Genomic DNA, 16,455 nt, shown 5'->3' with positions numbered 1-16,455 from the left:
AGATGTAAGCGCTTTCAAATGTAAATTTATCATTAAATAGAAAAATAGCAACAGAGGTTATTCGTGGACACACCAGTGCAGCCTAATATTTCAAGCGCCCAAGAGGCAGAGGCAAACGGTGGATACCGTTTTGCGCTTATCTCACTCACCACGCTGTTCTTCATGTGGGGTTTTATTACCTGTCTGAATGACATCCTTATTCCTTACTTAAAAGGTGCATTCAACCTTAGCTTCACACAAGCAATGCTGATTCAGTTTTGCTTTTTTAGTGCCTATTTCATTGTGTCACTGCCTGCAGGCATGGTGGTGTCGCGCATTGGTTACCAGAAAGGTATTGTACTTGGGCTCGCCATAGCCTGCGTGGGGTGCTTGCTGTTCTTCCCCGCTGCATCAAGTCAAATATACGGTATTTTTCTGTTAGCTCTTTTTGTCCTAGCGTCTGGAATCACTGTACTTCAGGTCTCTGCCAACCCTTATGTAACGGCGCTTGGTGACCCTAAAACTGCCTCGTCACGACTCACCATGACCCAAGCATTTAACGCTTTTGGTACGACTGTGGCTCCCTTCTTTGGCTCTTATCTTATTTACGGAGCAACGGGCGAGCACGGGGGCGGCACGCCAAGCGCATCAGACGTGCAAGTGCCTTACCTAATTCTTGCTGCGTCACTTTTTCTTCTGGCTCTTATTTTTATGTATTTAAAGCTGCCGAAGTTAAATCACACCAGCGCAAGCACTGGAGTGTTTAAAGGCGGAGCATGGCACCACAAGCACCTTGTTTTAGGCGCTGTTGGCATTTTTATGTACGTCGGCGCGGAAGTGGCTATTGGCAGCATGCTAGTGAATTATCTAGCGAGTCCGGCGGTTGGCGGATTAAGTGAGGCAGGGGCGGCCAAGCTACTTGCTTACTACTGGGGAGGCGCGATGGTAGGGCGCTTTATCGGTGCTGTGGTCATGCAAAAAATCTCGGGTGGCTACGTGCTGGCGTTTAACGCTTGTATGGCTATTGCGCTTATTTTGCTATCACTTTCAAGCACAGGAGACATCGCGCTATGGAGCATTTTGGGAGTAGGTTTGTTTAACTCAATCATGTTCCCTACCATTTTTAGTCTTGCACTTCACCAGCTAGGAAAAGACACCCCACAAGGTTCTGGCATTCTTTGTTTAGCCATAGTTGGCGGCGCCATTATTCCACTTCTACAGGGCATGCTGGCAGACACTATCGGCGTCACGCTGTCATTTTTACTACCCGCTTCTTGCTACCTTTACATTGCCTACTATGGCCTTGTAGGAAGTCGCGTATCTCACATTAATACCACTGAAAAGTAACGAGGATTAAGAATGCGAAAAAGTATAATCGCGAAAGTTGTTACCGGTGCATTGGTTGGCGTTTTAGTTAGTGCATGTTCTGCTGAAAAAGATGCTGCTTCAGTTGAAAGCGTTGAGCCGACGCCAAGCAAAGCGAGCGCTGTGTGGCCTAAGCTTGATATTGAAGTTAAATCAAACCCTGCTGTCGAAACCAAGGTTGAAGAAATTCTGTCTACCATGACTGTCGAGCAAAAGATTGCGCAGATGATCCAGCCTGAAATTCGCAATATCACGGTAGAAGATATGCGCAAATACGGATTTGGTTCTTATCTTAATGGCGGTGGTGCATTCCCTAATAACGACAAGCACGCCACACCAGAAGACTGGGTAGCGCTTGCAGAAAAGCTTTATCAAGCTTCCATTGACGACAGTTTGGATGGCTCGACAATTCCTACAATGTGGGGGACAGACGCTGTTCACGGTCATAACAATGTTATAGGTGCAACCTTGTTTCCTCACAACATTGGTCTAGGTGCTACGAACAACCCTGAACTGGTTGAGAAGATTGCACACATTACGGCTAAAGAGGTCATGGCGACGGGCATCGATTGGGTATTTGCGCCTACCGTTGCTGTGGTACGCGACGACCGATGGGGCAGAACCTACGAGAGCTATTCTGAAGACCCAGCCATTGTTAGAGAGTATGCCGCTTCAGTGGTTAAAGGTCTTCAAGGCGCAGCTGACAAAGACTTTTTAAGCGATCAGCGTGTAATTAGTACAGTTAAGCACTTTGTAGGTGACGGCGGTACGGTTGGCGGTGATGACCAAGGTGACAATGTTGCCAGCGAACAAGCGTTATTTGATATTCACGCCCAAGGCTATGTGGGCGGATTAACGGCGGGCGCACAGTCTGTTATGGCGTCGTTCAATAGCTGGAATGGCGAGAAACTTCATGGTCATAAGTACTTACTAACCGACGTACTTAAAGAGCAAATGGGCTTTGACGGGTTTGTAGTCGGTGACTGGAACGGTCATGGGCAAGTTAAAGGTTGCAACAACGAAGATTGTGCGCAGGCCATTAACGCAGGTTTGGATATTTTTATGGTGCCCAACGATTGGAAGGTGCTGTATGACAACACTCTTGCTCAAGTAAACGACGGCACCATCCCTATGTCGCGTATTGACGATGCGGTACGCCGAATTCTTCGAGTGAAAGTACGCGCTGGGCTTTTCGAAAAGCTAAGCCCGGCAAACCGCCCGTTATCTGGTGACCGTTCGCTTATAGGTAAGGCAGAGCATAGAGAAGTGGCGGCGCAAGCGGTGCGAGAGTCTCTGGTGCTGCTGAAAAATAAGAATAAAACTCTCCCGATTTCTGCAAGCAAACGCATACTGGTAGCGGGCGATGGTGCAGATAACATCGGCAAGCAATCTGGGGGGTGGAGCATCACGTGGCAAGGAACAAATAATACCAATGATGATTTCCCTGGCGGCAGCTCTATTTATGACGGTATTAAAGCGCATGTAGAAAATGCAGGTGGCAACGTACAGCTATCAGTTGACGGTAGCTTTGAAACTAAACCTGATGTAGCCATAGTGGTGTTCGGTGAAGAGCCTTATGCAGAAGGTCATGGCGATAGAGAAACCTTAATTTATCAACACGGTAGCAAGACGGATCTAGCGTTGCTCGAAAAATTGAAATCTCAGGGCATTCCCGTGGTGTCGGTATTTATCAGCGGCCGTCCGATGTGGGTTAATGCAGAGCTAAATGCATCTGATGCATTTGTTGCAGCTTGGCTTCCTGGCTCTGAAGGTGCAGCGGTGGCAGACGTTTTGTTTGGTGAGCAGGACTTTAAAGGCAAGCTGTCTTTCTCGTGGCCGTCAGAGCCTCAGCAGATCGTTAACAAGGGCGATGAAACCTATGAACCTTTGCTGCCTTATGGCTTCGGCTTAACGTACAGCGATGACAACGTGCTAAGCGATACCCTAAATACTGAAATTAGAGTCAGTACTGACAGCAACAAGCCGATGGAAATTCTAAAGGGCTCGGTTGAGGCACCTTGGGTATTATGGCTTTACTCTGGTGATGATTCTCTGGCAGTGAACGCTAGCACGCATACTGTTGGAGCAATTACTTATCGTACGGTTGATAAGGAAGTGCAGGAAGATGCGCGTAAAATCACTTTCGATGGCACTGAGTTCGCCGCTATGCGTTTTGCAAGCAAGAGCTTTTTCCGTGAAGATTTAAGTGCGCAACTACTTACGCATGGTGCCTTAAGCTTTAACGTTAGTCGTCACTCAGACATAAATGCACCTGTAACGGTAGGCATGAACTGTGAAGGCGAGGGAGACGCAGCAGGCAGCTGTTCAACTCAAATTGATATTAGCGAGCAGCTAAAGGCGATGCCAGCTGACACATGGACAAACATAAGTATTGACCTACAGTGCTTCGTTGATGAGGGTATCGATTTTACCGGCCTTGTTGTGCCGTTTGAGCTGGGAAGTTCAGGGAAGGCTAGCTTGAGTGTGGCAGATATTCAGTTTACCCCTGAGGCTGACAAATCGGCGAGTATAAGTTGCCAAAACTAAACAGTCAGTAGCTCTCAACGCTACTAGAAAAAACAACGCCGCCAACCTCAAAAACTGGCGGCTTTTTTATTTACACCGACCTTGAGCCTTCCGTTTATCGATCTATTATGCAGTTCATCCCGTAGCCAACCTGTAATATAAATAACAATCGTTGGTGAGATGAAAGTAGGTAAGACGTGTTTCCGTCCTGCATTCATTCTTGTAATTCGGGAAAATTACAGGGTAGTAAAATGACAGATGAACAGCGTGCAACACCAAGTCTCTTACTTGCGTTAACACCTGTTGTATTGACGCTTTTAATCCTCGGCACCCAGATATTTTACTTCGGCGTGTTTGAGCCTCATATACCGCTTGCCATTGGCATAGCATTAACAAGTTTTGTTGGTACTTATCTTGGTCTAACGTGGGAAGAAGTGCGGGCAGGAATCTTTAAAGTTATTCATGTTGCCTTGCCGTCGGTAAGTGTACTAATTGTTGTAGGGATAATCATAGGTATTTGGATAGCCAGCGGTACGGTACCCACCATTATTTACTATGGGTTAAAGACCCTGTCTCCCCAAATTTTTCTGGCCGCGGGTATGGTTATCTGTGCAGTCGTTTCAGTTTCTTTAGGTACAAGTTGGGGCAGTGTAGGCACCGTTGGTTTAGCATTAATGGGTATCGGTGAAGGATTCGATATCCCCATGTACTGGACGGCGGGAGCAGTAGTTTCAGGCGCCTTTTTTGGAGACAAGGTATCGCCGCTGTCGGATACCACAAACCTTGCTCCAGCGGTTACAGGTACCGATGTGTTTTCACATATCAAGAATATGATGGCAACGACAATCCCTGCCATGGTGCTCGCATTTCTGATTTACCTTGGCGTCGGCTTCTTCGTTATCGATGCTCAGAGCGTCTCATTTGCAAAAATTGCAGGTATCACCAGTGCATTAGAAGATAACTTTACCGTTACGGGGTGGGCGTTATTGCCAGCGCTTGTTGTTATGGGGTTAGCCTTAAAGAAAATTCCACCACTTCCTGCGTTATTTGCAGGAGCGGTTGTGGGAGGAGCTTTCGCCATGTTTATGCAAGGTCAGAGTCTGCAAGCCGTTTTCAATTATGCAAATAACGGATATGCCATCCAAACGAATATTGTTGAAATAGATAGTTTGCTTAATCGCGGCGGCGTTCAGTCAATGATGTGGACTATTTCATTGGTATTGATTGCGCTTGGTTTTGGTGGGGCGTTAGAAACGACAGGCTGCCTAAGAAGCATTATCAATGCAATAAAGAGTAAGGCGAAAACCTTTGCTGGTACACAGATAGCAGCGGTTGGTACGGCGTTTTCTACTAATCTGGTGGCTGGCGACCCGTACTTGTCGGTAGCCTTGCCGGGAAGAATGTATTCACCCGTTTATAGAGGCATGGGTTATTCCACGCTTAACCTGTCCCGTGGCATTGAAGAAGGGGGCACGTTAATGTCTCCGCTCATCCCTTGGAATGCCGGTGGTGCGTTTGTGATATCTGCTCTTGGCCTGGGTATTTCTGGCGCAAACTTAGAAAACCTGCTGTACATCCCTCTTGCCTTTGCTTGTTGGACGGCACCCCTAATAGGAATATTTTACGCCTACGTTGGTTGGTTCTCACCCAAAGCCACTAAAGCTGAAAAGGAAGAGTGGGAGTCTTCTGGCGCTGAAATAGCGAAATTTAATAAGGACGGAACGCCCGTTACCGAGTAATGTTGGATAAGCGATTTGTCGACGTTAAAACAATGCTATTTAATTACAAAAAAGGGCCTGAAAAGGCCCTTAGTATTATTGCTCTATCAACTTAGAAAGTATATCTAGCGCCAAGCGTGTAGCGAGGTCCGTATTGACGAGCAAATAAGAATTGCTCTTCAAATCGGCCGTAGCCACGCTCTGTTTCGTCGTTAATGTTTACGCCTTCTAGGAAGACAGTTAGATGCTCATTCACATCATAGTTGATGCTGGCATCAACTTGACCAAAGGTGTCGAACTGAGTTGCTGGGTTATCTGAAGAGCCTTGTGCTTGGCCTATACCCACAACATAGTCTGAGCGCCATGCATAGGTCACTTTCACAGAAAGGCCTTCTTTCTCATAAAACACTTGGAAGTTGGCCGAGTCACTGATACCTACTAGCGGGTCTTGCTCGTTCAGGTTGTAAGGATCGTATTCAACGTCACCGTCAACTAACGTTGCGTTGGCGCCGAAACCAAAACCAGTGTCGCCAAACGTGTGCTGTATAGCTAGCTCAATACCTTCAACCGTTTTTGAATCGCTGGAATTACCAGGCTGTGTGGTACGCCAGGTAATTAACGGGTCGTCCGCATTAGGGGTTACCACACCGTTTTCGTCAGCATAGCCGTTATCAATAAAGTAATTATAGATAGCGCTATCGGTGGCTTGCTCACCAGCTGCCGATAATGCGGTCACGGCTTCGTTCCAGCGAGGGCCTTGATAGATGTCGCGTAAACCTTCGAACTGCTGATCTTGACCTGTGGTTGTAATGTAGTTTTCAACCGACTTTCTGAATAAACCCACGGCAAGCATGCTCGACTCGTCGTAGTACCACTCAAATGAAAGATCTAAGTTAGTTGACTCGAACGGTAGCAAGCTGGTGTTACCCGCCGATGCGGTTCTCGCGCCAATTTTAGGGCTTCCACTGAATGCCAAGCCACCTTGTAGTAAGCCAATTGGCGCTCTGGTAATTGATTTACCCCAAGAGAAACGCGCAACAATGTCATCCGTCACATCTACTTTTACGTCGAACATGGGTAATAAAATGTCATATTCGCCAGTAAAGTCTTGCACCTGTAGCTCGTCTTCAAACTGTGTGATCCACTCAGAAGCTGCGACCCAATTTACCTGTACCGGAACGCGCACTTCCGCAGAGCTTGGTACTTCTGTTTCTTCGTAGCGTACACCAGCATTTATTTGCACGTAATAATCACCGACCTCGAAGTCCCACTCTGACTGAACATAAATAGAGTCGGTAATTTCCTCTACGTTACTGACAGAAGGTGCTCCGCTGAAGTAAGGGTCGATAGAGTAAGCGTTACTCTCGCCAACGACATCACCAGTAATGAAAGCAAGTTGACGGGCAATCGCTTCATCAAAATCATAGGTGTAGTAATAGCCTGGATTCATGCCTGCGCCGCCACCGTCAAAGGCGTCTAAGAAGCCAGAGGTGTCATGGCGAACAAACATACTGTCAGGAAAAATTTCGGTAAACGATGGGCTAAACCCTGGGCCACCGCGTAGTCCACTCCACGCACTAAAGCCGGATAGCGCTTGCTCTGTGCGAGCGTAACCAAAATCGATTTTTACAAGTGGAATCTCGAACGCTGAGTTGTACCAAGTGCCGTCTAGTTGAAGCTGCTCGATATCAGAGCGACCAGGCGAGTAAATGAACTGACTGAAGTTTGAGTCAATTTCACTAGGCAGAATTTCATTGGTGCCATTATTCCAGTTCACATAAACCTGCGGAATCTCACCTTCGCGGAAATCATAAACCTTTGAATCAAGTTGGTTTGAGCCTAAGATGATTTGGCCAGAGCTACCTAAGCCTTTATCGTAGCCGTTGTCTATTTCGTTGTACGAGTCGTGGTAATCAAGGCTGACGTGCCAGTCGTCGTTAATCATCCAGTCAAAGTTAACACCTAGCGAGCGGGCATCAACACGAGTGGTATTTCTACTAGCAGTAAATGAACCATCATCACCGCTAATGTCAGCGTACACCGCCGTACCATTCTCATCTAATTCATACGCATTAATGTTAGCGCCGAAGTTGTTCCATATTCCCCAACCCACGGAATTTGTGCCAGTTGTGGCGCGCGAAGCGGTATAGTCTACTGTCGCTGTAAAAGCATCAACCGGGCGGAATTGCAGTGTGACTTGTCCGTTCTGGCGCTCACGCTGAACATCATTGATGCCATAGTTCATATCTTTCGGGAAGAAAGCTACGTCGGTAATGTTCGTGCGGTTGTCTACCACATTCGCAGGGTCAAGATCAGGCAGAGCTGCATTTTCTTGAAGCTGCCACCCTTGGATATTTGCAGACTGCTGTTGAAAATCACGCTCTTGGTGCGAGAACGAAACACCAAAACCGAACATTTCATCCGCAAAAGTATTGCTATATACACCTGCAATTTCAGGCGTGAGGTCATCGCCTTCCTCAACAGAGGTGTCATGAATGCCTTTCACCGAGATTGTGGCATTTTGTCCCGGCTGAGACAGAGGCTTCATAGTAATAATATTTACTGTCGCGCCTAGACCGCCACTAGGATTTTCTGCGCGTGCAGTTTTTTGTAGTTCAAGCGTACTTACACCTTCAGAAGACAAATTCGCTAGGTCGAATGAGCGAGTGAATCCGGTGCCCGGCATTTGGCGTCCGTTTAGTGTAACCAAGTTAAATTCTGGTCCAAAACCACGCACAGTAATCTGACTACCTTCACCGTTATTTCGGCTGATAGTTACACCGGTAATACGCTGAAGTGCTTCCGCCAAGTTTGTGTCTGGAAATTTACCTAATTCCTCGGCAGAAATGGCATCTACAACGCCATTGGAACTGCGTTTCAAGTCCATGGAGCGGATCATACTGCCGCGAATACCGCTTACTTGGATAACTTCGACTTCATCTTCTGCCGGAGTAACGGCTTCTGATTCTTGCGCGTAAGAGGGAAAAGCTAGGGTAGAGCCCATCAACAAAGCCATTGATGTGGCAAGCTGGGTCTTTTTAAATGGTGTGTTTTTCATAATTGCCCTACTAATTCTTATCAATTGGTCACTGCCGCTTTAAAAGATAAAGCGGCATTTGCTTTGTTACTGTGCTGCTATTTCTACATTGTCGATGCGATAAACTGCACCTTCGCCTTGCCCCCATGCTGGGAACATCATGATGACGTTGATAGCGCTGATATCTAAGCCTGCGTCATATAGGGTTTGTAGTGGGAAAGTGTATGTTTGCCATTCACCTTCAACCGGATCAGCACCTTCCAAGCTGGCCGACATTGGAAGTTCAACAGCAGAAGAGACATTAATGGACTCTACTTTGAACAACCAAGGTGCAGAGGCGTCGTTAGGCATTGAACTCACTTTCATTTCAAACTTAATCGCGCCATTTGAAAGTAGTGATGAAGCATCGAATGATACGGTTTCATCAGCTAAGAAACCCATCACCGTTGGTGTGGCGCCAATGCGAAATTCTGCTACTGTGCCGTGTTCCGCGTCATCTACTTCTTCAGTTGGCGTGGAGCCACCACAACAATCCCAGATTGACCATTGTTCAGCTGCTGTATCAGCAAAGAGCGTGATGCCCGCACCTGACGCATCTTCGCTGCTATCAGGGTGGTAAAATTTCACATTGTCTAAGCGATAAACCGCGCCTTCACCTGTGCCCCAAGCTGGGAAAACCATAATGACGTCGATAGCACTCACGTCCAAACCACGTGCCTGCAATTCTGAAATGGTAAATGTGTAGGTTTGCCATTCACCTTCTACAGGCTCCTGACCCTCAACGCTATCAGAAAGTGGCAATTCAACAGCAGTAGATGCGTCATTAGACTCGATTTTGAATATCCAAGATGCTTCGGCGTTACTAGGCGCACTCACTACGCGCATATCAAATTGCAATAAGCCACCGTCGGTAAGTGCTGTTGCATCGAATGGGGTGTCACCGCCGCCAGATTCAGAGCGCGTGATAAAGCCCATTACAGTCGGTTCTGCGCCAATGCGGAATTCTGCAGTTAGACCGTGTTCTTCGTTGTCCATTTCTTCAGTAGGGGTAGAGCCACCACAGCAGTCCCACATAGGCCAGTTAGGGTTTTGCCCATCTTCGAAGATGACTAATTCTGGGTAGCTAGCTCCGCCTTCTTGCGAAATTTCTACGTTAGCCATGCGATACACTGCTCCATTGCCGGTGTCCCATGCAGGGAAAACCATGATGACATCGATAGCACTTGTATCTAAACCTGCTGCTGCAAGCGCGCTAAGTGGAAATTCGTAAGACTCCCACACACCTTGTTCAGGCGCAGCACCAGCGGTGTCTGCGGGTCCTACATAGCCGTCCATTAGTGGAAGTTCTGCGGCAGTTGACCCTTCAGAACTTTCAATCTTAAATAGCCAGTTAGTTGTCGCATTTGCAGGCAGCGATGTAACTTTCAGATCGAATTTAACACTGCCGGTTTCTTCCATTGGAGACGCATCAAACGGTGAAGCTTCACCTTCTGGGTCGGTAATGAATTGAGCTCGACTGATAAAGCCCATTACCGTAGGTGTTTCATTAATAGCAAATTCGAAAACCTGTCCTTGCTCGGCATCCTCTACGAGTGCTGGTGTTGACCCACCACAGCAGTCCCACGCAGGCCAGTTTGGATTAGGTGTTCCGTCGAAAATAGTAAGGTTTTGTGCAACACCGGTTGACGGTGGTGAAGGGATAGGCGCCTCGCCTTCCACTAATGCATCGTCTAGTGAGTTGTAACCTGGGCGAACAGTTTCACAGCCCTTGCCGGTGTCTGGGTTCGATGCACATTCGTACACTCGAACATAATCGACCTCGTAAGTCTGACCTTCGGAAAACGCTTCAGCATCAATGCCTGTTTCGTTTACGTTAGCGGGCCAGTCGCCACCTACTGCAAAGTTAAGGATAATGTAGAATTCTTGATCGAATGGCGCGTTGTCCCAGTGAGTGGTTAGCTCACCTGTGCCTTGCTCAAAGTATTCCGCATACCAGCCGCGGTGAGAAAGTCCAGTTGCGTCACCGTTTGCGTTATAACGAACTTCTGAACGACGCTGCGTAGCGTAAAGGTAATCGTCCATGTACCAGCGAATTTCGCCTTCTTGCCATTCAACGGCGTAGGTGTGAAAGTCGTCTGCTGGATTCGCTCCATCAGGAAGCGAGTAGGCTTTGCCTGAGCTATCGTTATTTGGCCATTCTTGACCATAGTGAAGGGTGCCGTGAATATGGCTTTCAGGATTGCCGTCAGCATCTAGTGCCTTAAGGTTTACGGCTTCCATGATGTCAATTTCGCCAGAACGAGGCCAGCCACCGTAAACCTCATCAGTAGGCATCATCCAAAACGCCGGCCAACTGCCTTGGCCCGAGGGTAATTTAGCACGCATTTCAATACGGCCGTATTTAAAGTCTGCTTTGTAGCGCGTGTTTAGACGGGCTGACGTGTAAGGCTTTTGCGCTCCTTCTTGGGGTTTTGCGCCCATCCCCTCGAAATCGGCATTAGGAATTAAAACATTGAGTCTGTTATGATTATGAAAAAATAATCAGGACTATATGCCATCGCTGCTGAACAAACAAAACGCATTCAAATACTCACGTCGTTTGAAGTCAAAGAACTTTATGCTCTCCCCAACTTTAGTCACTCCGACAGAGAAGACTACTTTTCACTCGACAAGGAAACTCAGAAACTGGTCAATACGTTGAGGCAAACAGAGACCAGAATCTATTTTATCCTCTTATTGGGTTATTTCAGATCCAGACCAATAATTTTCAATTTTACATTCTCAGATGTTGAACCTGACTTTAACTACGTTAAAGCAAAATATTTCAGCGATAAAAGCGTTCAAGATGAAGATATTCCACCGCGAACCAAAACAGCGTTAGTTAGAAAACTTCTGACTTATACAGGCTTCTCCGTTTACCAGAGCAAGAATGACAAGGCACCTTTACTCAAAAGGCTCAATGTCGTTGTTAAAATCAATCAAGAGCCAAGATATGTGTTTGATGAATGCATTGCTTACTTTGGACAAAACAGGATTGCGTTAGCTGGTTATACGACACTTCAAGATATCATATCGAGTGTACTTTCTAGTGAGCGTAGTCGCATTGAGTCTGTCCTGAACCAAAACCTAGGCAGTGATACAAAAGCTACGCTTCTTAGATTGCTTGATTCCAAAAGCACGTTCACAGATCTCGCTATGTTAAAGCGCATGGCGAAGGATTTTTCAGCCAGCCAAATATCACAAGAACTAAAGACGCATAAAATCATACGTGCGCTTTATCCAGAAATTAAGACACTGATTGCTGAATTAGAGCTGTCACCGAAAAACCTTGAATACTACGCGTCTTTAGTAAAACACAAGTCGGTTTATAAGTTAAAAAGACATGCTGATAGTCAAACCTTGTTATATCTTGTTTGTTATCTATTCTTCAGGTACCGCGAAACTAACGACAACCTCGTTTCTGCATTTATCTATCTCGTCCGAAAGCTTGCTGAAGGAGCAAAGAGTCACGCCAAACAGGGAGTTATCGAAGATATAAACATTGTCAGAACAAAATTGAAATCGGCTGGCAGTCTGCTGAATTACTTCATTGACAGCGATATTGACGATGCATTGACCTTTGGCGATGTACGCAAAAAAGCCTTTAAGTTGCTACCTGCTGAGAACATTAAATTGCTTAGCGAACATCTTGATAGCAATGATTTTGATGGGCGTAAATATGAGTGGCAATTTATTGATAAACAGTCAAGCAAGGTGAGTAAACTTCTACGCTCCTTGTTCATGGCCATAGACATTGAGTTTATCCATTTAAAAGATGATTTACATAATCAGTATGTAACGTTGCGCTCTGAACTCAGTGAATGCAAGGCTGTTAGAACCATCAACCTAGACTTGGTACCCAAAGGTGACCGAGGGTATTTGCAAGGAGAAGTTTCTAAGCAAATAGCTATTCGTTTTGAGTACTTCCTGTATCGTAAAGCAGAGCAACTATTTCAAAACAATAGCCTTACCGTAAAAGAGAGTGTCAATAATCGTAGTCTGAGTTCAGATTTAATCCAGCCAAAAGAATGGCAAAACAAAGACGATATTATTGAAAATACAGGGCTTGATAAACTATCAGCACCAATTAACCAAACCTTGGATGAGAAGCAGTATCAGCTTGAAGTGAAATTGAAAGAGGCTGGCACACATATATTCAGTGGTGACAACAAATACGTCGAAGTTATACCTGGTAAGTCAGAACTAAAATGGTCTATCCCAAATAGCCGCTGGCAACAAACGGTTGATAACCCTCTCTATAATCAAATTCAGCATATGGGTATTGTCGAGCTTATGCTGTTTGTTGACGAAAAAACTAATTACCTCAATGCTTTTACACATATCGCTACCACAAAACAAAAATCATCAGTAGACAAAGAAGATCTGGTTGCCTGCATACTCGCCAACGGTACGAATTACGGCCTATATAAAATGGCCAATATCTCCGACCGTTCGATGGGAAAGTTGCGCAGTGTTAATGATAGTTACATCAGATACGAGACGCTGAAAGAGTCTAATGATCAGATCTCTAATGCCATTGCTATCCTGCCAATATTTGCTTACTACCATATTGATGACAATCAGTTATTTTCAAGCATCGATGGTCAAAAATTCGAGTGTAGGATCAACACCTTTAAAGCCCGTTATTCATCCAAGTATTTTGCCAAAGGCAAAGGTGTCTCAGCGCTGACGTTAGTGTCAAATCATGTGCCAGTGAATACTCAAGTTATTGGCGCGAATGAATATGAAGGTCATTTTGCATTTGATTTGCTTTACAACAATACCTCTGAGATACAGCCAAATACGTTATCCACCGATAACCACGGCACGAATAACGTCAATTTCGCTATTTTAGATTTCTTTGGCTACACCTTTGCGCCTCGATACGCAAAAATGAAACGAGTGTTTTTTGACTTATTTGAAGTTACTGAAGAAGAAGGTGGCCGAATTCAGTTAAAGAAAGACGTTAACTATAAATTAGTGGCTGAAGAATGGGAAAACATTCAACATATCCTTTGTTCTCTTAGCCAAAAGACAACTACTCAAAGCACCATCATTAGAAAGCTCAGTAACGGCAAGAGTCGCACGTTGTCAGCTTTGCATGAGTATGATCGTCTAATTAAAGCGATTTACGTTTTGGAGTACGTTGATAGCTCAACACTACGCCATTATGTTCAGCAAGCGTTAAATAGAGGGGAAGCCTATCACCAGTTAAAACGAGCCATTACCTCAGTCAATGGTAATAGATTTCGTGGTGGTAACGATTATCAGGTGTCTCAATGGAATGATTGTGCGCGGCTCATTTCAAACTGTATTATCTATTATAATTCTGCCTTGTTATCAGCCTTTTTGAAGATCCAAGAAAGAAACGGTAGACAAGATGTGGTAGATATTATTTCTAAACTATCACCGGTTGCTTGGCAGCACATCAACTTGAACGGAGAGTATGCCTTTAACAAAAATCGTAAAGCGATTGATTTGGCAGGTTTGCTTAGTGGTGTGGAGCCTCTGCAAAGTGAATAATAGTTCAATGAGTTGCTTTCTTATAATCACATTGCTAAATAACGATAGAAAGTTGCTTTAGATATAGAAAGTGAATTACAAATAGACTCTATAGAAAGTGAATTATTTTGGTGCATCTGCTTTGCCATCTGGACTTTAGGGTTGTTGATACCGATTTTAGGTCTACCGCCATTCCGTCCTCGTGCTCTTGCAGCAGATAAACCAGCATTGGTCCGCTCTTGGATTAATCGTCTCTCAAATTGCGACAATGCACTAAATATATTGAACATCAACTCACCTGAAGCTGTTGTTGTATCAATAGCACCGTCCTGGATCGATTTGAATCCAATGTCTTTTTCAACTAATGACTCAATCAAATTGATCAAGTGAGACATTGAGCGGCCAAGACGATCTAATCGCCATACTATTAAAATGTCTCCAGATGACAATGTATCAAGACATTTATCTAATCCTGGTCGAGTTGATTTTGCTCCCGACGTTTTATCGGTAAAAATATGTTCAGGAGCACACCCGTTGTTCATTAACGCATCGATCTGTAGATTTAAGTCTTGATCAGATGTACTTACTCGAGCATACCCTATTTTGAGCCCCATAATCTTATTTACATGTTGAAAAATGACTTTATGAGACTATATTAAATGAGATGGGTTTATAAAACAAATAGAACCAATAAAATCAGACCGAGCGGAGAAAATACTTTTCACTCTCATAAAACGGTCGTTTTTTAATACTTTCTTGTTTGATGAATTTATTGATTTAGTATTAATTTAATTAGTTTCTTCATTGAGATACTGACGCTATCATTAACACAGCAGTAGGTGTAAATAGAGGAAGTTCAAACGTCGGCGTTGAACTAAAAGGTATTACCATTGCATAGACTTGAGAAAGAGTTGCTCGACTTAGTTCAATCCGATACGCGCATATTCAGGTTTATTGAACACTCGTCATTGGACGGTATGTGGCATTGGGACTTGGAGAACGCTGAACACTTTTTGGTCCATATTTTTCTTGGTCGAAAGATCGGATCTTGGAACAGGCAATTAGTTCAATTTCTTAAACCGAGTTCAGGTTAGTTAGACCGTCAAGTTCCTTTAGTAATCACGCGACTATACTTTAGGTATGGTCGTAGCTCGTGATATCAATTCCCAGCGTTAAGAACTTAGTTAATAACTTTATTACTTTCTGGCAAATTTTTTAAACAACGTCTTTACAAATTTGCAGATCATTTCTATGGTTATTTTGTGGTATGGACTTTCCAATTGGAAAGCCGTATGACGTTGTGTGGAACTCGCCTTGATTTTTTTGAGTTATTTTGTAGGTTCAAGTAAAACATGTGTTTGCTTTAAAGGTCCAGTTATCTGTTAGGCATTGATGTAACTCATTTTCTGCTGTCATGAACATTAGTAGCAATTTGAATTTCTGAAAAAGGTGGGCATCCTATAGACAGGACCTTACCAAGATTAACTTCGCATTTGTTCTTGGTAACTACTTTTCCAAAAAGGACTGTGAAATGCTACAAGAATCTATTGCTGTAAAAGATGTAAGCCCATTCCATATATCAACTCCATCAGAACTACTTGAAACACCTAAAGAATATCAAGATCTCGTTAAGAGGCAATTGACTGCCCATGCTGAAGGGGAACTTTCTGGAGCTGATGACTATGTAAAATTGTTTTACTTTTTGACAAATGACCCCTACGAGAAAGCAGTGTGCTGCGAATTAGCCAAGGATGAACTTGACCACTATCAAAGAGCTGCGGACATTTTATTAGATATTGGTATAGATACGTCATTTATGCTATCGCAAAACTTGAACGATAGAGCGTTCTACGCGACCGAAGCCGTAAAAAGTTGTCGAAATTGGGCTGAAAGAGCATTGATTTCGACTCTTGTAGAAGACGCTGTAATTGATGTCCTAGAGGAAATGGCTCAAAGTTCCTACAGGCCTATTGCTGACATGTGCCCTCATGTTTTAAAGGATGAAAAACTGCACGTTGGGCATGGATTCAGGATTACGAGGAGCATGTGTAAGACGAAAAATGGATTCAAGCAAATTCAAGAAGCTCTTATAAGAATGTGGCCAGTAACACTTGATACCTTTGGCAGAAGTGATTCCCCAAGGTCAGAATTGTACGTGAAATACGGGTTGAGGCAAAAGTCATATTCCGTTGCACGCAACGAATTTGCGGAAAAGGCCAGAAGAAAATTAGAAGCTCTTGGACTTCATGTACCAGACGATACTGCAAACAGAAAGTTTCTCTAATCTTA

General features: G+C 44.6%; 8 protein-coding genes. 5 read left to right on the top strand and 3 right to left on the bottom strand.

Annotated features, from left to right (window positions below; all coding sequences use genetic code 11):
* The first annotated feature begins 63 nt into the window (after positions 1–63).
* From AC0J2X_RS10740 to nhaC, 3 genes are all read left to right on the top strand, one after another.
* Complete coding sequence (locus tag AC0J2X_RS10740) at positions 64–1,326, top strand: sugar MFS transporter (RefSeq protein ID WP_334038752.1); 1,263 nt, start codon at positions 64–66, stop codon at positions 1,324–1,326.
* A gap of 12 nt (positions 1,327–1,338) precedes the next feature.
* Entirely contained in the window at positions 1,339–3,891 is a 2,553-nt protein-coding gene (locus AC0J2X_RS10735; RefSeq protein WP_334038753.1) for a glycoside hydrolase family 3 protein, read from the top strand.
* Positions 3,892–4,121: 230 nt separating this feature from the next.
* Positions 4,122–5,609, top strand: a complete 1,488-nt coding sequence (gene nhaC, locus AC0J2X_RS10730) for a Na+/H+ antiporter NhaC (protein ID WP_472996016.1) — start codon at positions 4,122–4,124, stop codon at positions 5,607–5,609.
* 91 nt (positions 5,610–5,700) lie between these two features.
* Here the strand turns inward: nhaC and AC0J2X_RS10725 are convergent, their stop codons facing one another.
* A complete protein-coding gene (locus AC0J2X_RS10725) occupies positions 5,701–8,646 on the bottom strand; it encodes a TonB-dependent receptor (RefSeq protein WP_472996015.1) in 2,946 nt (981 codons plus the stop codon).
* A gap of 66 nt (positions 8,647–8,712) precedes the next feature.
* Positions 8,713–11,106, bottom strand: coding sequence for a glycoside hydrolase family 16 protein (locus AC0J2X_RS10720; protein ID WP_472996014.1), 2,394 nt, complete (start codon positions 11,104–11,106; stop codon positions 8,713–8,715).
* 75 nt (positions 11,107–11,181) lie between these two features.
* Between AC0J2X_RS10720 and AC0J2X_RS10715 the strand changes: the two genes are divergently transcribed.
* On the top strand, positions 11,182–14,187 hold the full coding sequence (locus AC0J2X_RS10715) for a Tn3 family transposase (protein ID WP_088941599.1): 3,006 nt from the start codon (positions 11,182–11,184) through the stop codon (positions 14,185–14,187).
* 26 nt (positions 14,188–14,213) lie between these two features.
* On the opposite strand, the gene AC0J2X_RS10710 is transcribed toward AC0J2X_RS10715, so the two are convergent.
* Positions 14,214–14,780: a recombinase family protein gene (locus AC0J2X_RS10710; protein ID WP_015068652.1), complete on the bottom strand. Its 567-nt coding sequence runs from the start codon at positions 14,778–14,780 to the stop codon at positions 14,214–14,216.
* A 917-nt stretch (positions 14,781–15,697) separates the two neighbouring features.
* Between AC0J2X_RS10710 and AC0J2X_RS10705 the strand changes: the two genes are divergently transcribed.
* Entirely contained in the window at positions 15,698–16,450 is a 753-nt protein-coding gene (locus AC0J2X_RS10705) for a Phenylacetic acid catabolic protein (protein ID WP_015068650.1), read from the top strand.
* Positions 16,451–16,455 lie beyond the last annotated feature (5 nt).

The sequence above is a fragment of the Alteromonas sp. R7 genome (assembly GCF_055755235.1).
This window is presented reverse-complemented; position numbering and strand designations above follow the sequence as displayed.

Bases quoted from the DNA above. Each gene is read 5' to 3' on its own strand.
- AC0J2X_RS10735 (WP_334038753.1), top strand. From the start codon at position 1,339: ATGCGAAAAAGTATAATCGCGAAAGTTGTTACCGGTGCATTGGTTGGC.
- nhaC (WP_472996016.1), top strand. From the start codon at position 4,122: ATGACAGATGAACAGCGTGCAACACCAAGTCTCTTACTTGCGTTAACA.
- AC0J2X_RS10725 (WP_472996015.1), bottom strand. From the start codon at position 8,646: ATGAAAAACACACCATTTAAAAAGACCCAGCTTGCCACATCAATGGCT.
- AC0J2X_RS10720 (WP_472996014.1), bottom strand. From the start codon at position 11,106: ATGGGCGCAAAACCCCAAGAAGGAGCGCAAAAGCCTTACACGTCAGCC.
- AC0J2X_RS10710 (WP_015068652.1), bottom strand. From the start codon at position 14,780: ATGGGGCTCAAAATAGGGTATGCTCGAGTAAGTACATCTGATCAAGAC.
- AC0J2X_RS10705 (WP_015068650.1), top strand. From the start codon at position 15,698: ATGCTACAAGAATCTATTGCTGTAAAAGATGTAAGCCCATTCCATATA.